Source organism: Rathayibacter sp. AY1G1 (genome assembly GCF_002932095.1).
Classification (GTDB): domain Bacteria; phylum Actinomycetota; class Actinomycetes; order Actinomycetales; family Microbacteriaceae; genus Rathayibacter.
This window is the reverse complement of the sequence record NZ_PSUZ01000056.1, coordinates 1-2,286: the sequence shown is the minus strand read 5'-3', so window position 1 is coordinate 2,286 and position 2,286 is coordinate 1. Positions and strand designations below refer to the sequence as shown.

Here is a 2,286-nt window from a genome sequence, read left to right as displayed (position 1 = left end):
GCCATGAGCTTGCCCTGGCGGACGGCGTGCTGGGCGTTCGGCACGCAGAAGCCGCCGACGCCGCCGCCGGTGAGGTCGGGGACGGCCGTTGCGTCGCCGGCGCCCCAGGCGCCCTCGACGAGCACGTCGTCGTGGCCGACGCGGAGGTCGGCGCGCACGCGCAGGCGGCCGCGCTCCTCGATGGGCAGGTCGGAGTTCTTGATCGACGGGTTCGCCATGACGCCCGCGGTCCAGATGATGAGGTCCGACTCGAAGCTCTCGCCCGTCGACAGCTGGATGACGCCGTTCTCGGCCGACTTGAGCTGCGTGTCGAGGTGCACGGTGGCACCGCGCTGGTCGAGGTTCTTCAGCACCCAGTGGCTCGTCTCGAGGGCGACCTCGGGCATGATCCGGCCCATCGCCTCGATGAGGTGGAACTGCGTCTCCTCGAAGTCGATCTCGGGGTAGCGCTTGAGCAGCGCGCTCGCGAAGGAGCGCAGCTCGGCGAAGACCTCGATGCCCGCGAACCCGCCGCCGACGACCGTGACGGTCAGCAGGCGCGAGCGCTCGGGGCCAGCGGGGAGCGACGCGGCCTTGTCGAAGTTCGTGAGCATGCGGTCGCGGATCGCGGTCGCCTCCTCGATCGTCTTCAGGCCGATCGCGTTGTCGGCGACGCCCGGGATCGGGAAGGTGCGCGAGACGGAGCCGGCGGTGACGACGATCTGGTCGTACTCGAACTCGTAGGGCTCGCCCACGGTCGGGGTGATCGTCGCGGTGCGGTTCGCGTGGTCGATCTTCGTCACCTTGGCGGCGAGGATCGCGGTCTTCGTGAGGTGGCGGCGGAGCGAGACGATCGCGTGGCGCGGCTCGATCGACCCCGCGGCGACCTCGGGGAGGAAGGGCAGGTACGCCATGTAGGGCAGCGGGTCGACGATCGTGACCTCTGCCTCGTGCGGGCGGAGCTGCTTCTCGAGCTTCCACGCGGTGTAGAAGCCGGCGTAGCCGCCTCCGACGATCAGGATTCTGGGCACGGTTGACTCTCCAAGAGGGATGGACAATGCGAACACCCTCACGCAATGCGAAGTGCCCGCTCTCGATGCGGTGGGCAGCACTGACCCCGACTGGGAATCAGCTTAGCGAAGAGCGCGCCGGTGGTGGCGCCTCCGTGGCTCCGGTAGGAGCGGCTACGCGTCGAGCGGCCTGCAGGCGCAGCGCTCGGGAGACCAGTCGGCGCGGGCCAGGGCCAGATCGCCGATCGGATTGACGCCGGGGCCCGCCGCGAGGGCGTGCGCGGCGAGGGCGTGGAGGCACTTCACCCGCGAGGGCATGCCCCCGGAGGAGATGCCCGCGATCTCGGGGACGGAGCCGACGCTCTCGCGGTCGGCCAGGAACGCCCGGTGCGCAGCGGCGTACGCCTCGCGCAGCTCCTCGTCCTCGGCGAGCATCGCGTTGTACTCGACCATGACCTGGGTGGCCTCGAGCTGCGAGATCGCGGCCGTCGCGGCGGGGTGGGTCAGGTAGTAGAAGGTGGGGAACGGCGTGCCGTCGGACAGGCGGGGGCTCGTGGAGACCACCGTCGGGTCGCCGCAGACGCAGCGGGCGCTGATCCCGACGACGTCCCGGGCGGGACGGCCCAGCTGGGCGGAGACGACCGCGATGTCGCGCTCGGACGGCGGATCGAAGGGGGGCGTGGTCACGGGGGCTCCAGAGGACGGACGGCCGGGAGGACGCTCCAGTGTACGCGGGGCCGGGCGGGACCGACGGGGTCGGGCGGGAGCTACGGAGTCGGTGTCAGCTCATCGGCGGTCGGCTCGCCGAGGCCCGAGACCGCGATCGAGGACAGCAGGGATCCGGCCCAGTCGCTCGGGGTCTCCTGCACCGTGTCGCTCGCGGGCTGCTGCGCCTGCTGGGCGAGCGTCACGTCGTCGAGCACGAGGTAGCTCACCTCGCCGGGTATCACGAAGTACAGCCGCTCGCGGGCCTGCGCGCGGATGAACGCCGGGTCGGACCAGCGGGTGCGCTGCTCGTCGAGGTTCTGCGCCTGGGTCTTGGCCGCGTCGACCGAGCGCTGCAGCTCGGCGATCTCGGCGCGCTGCTCGACGAAGTTCTTGATGCTCGGGGCGAGCACGACCACCGCGAGGATCATGATCCCCATCACCAGCAGCGTGAAGCCGGAGCCGCGGACGCCGGCGATCCACGCGGACGAGGGCGGGGCGGGCGGCGACGCAACGGCCGTCCCCGACCTCACCGGCGGCGCTTCTGCGTGCCGAACGCCCAGCACGCCGTCCGCCAGGGCAAGCTCATGGC

Annotated in this window: 3 protein-coding genes; all 3 read right to left on the bottom strand. The window is 71.4% G+C overall.

The window, feature by feature from the left end:
* Nucleotides 1-1,010, bottom strand: a 1,010-nt coding sequence (locus C5C36_RS17160; protein WP_104310111.1) for an NAD(P)/FAD-dependent oxidoreductase, incomplete at its 3' end; no start/stop codon positions are given.
* Between the two features lie 153 nt (nucleotides 1,011-1,163).
* Complete coding sequence (locus tag C5C36_RS17155) at nucleotides 1,164-1,676, bottom strand: DUF501 domain-containing protein (protein ID WP_104227430.1); 513 nt, start codon at nucleotides 1,674-1,676, stop codon at nucleotides 1,164-1,166.
* An 80-nt stretch (nucleotides 1,677-1,756) separates the two neighbouring features.
* Nucleotides 1,757-2,227, bottom strand: coding sequence for a septum formation initiator family protein (locus tag C5C36_RS17150; protein WP_181133856.1), 471 nt, complete (start codon nucleotides 2,225-2,227; stop codon nucleotides 1,757-1,759).
* Between the last annotated feature and the right edge of the window lie 59 nt (nucleotides 2,228-2,286).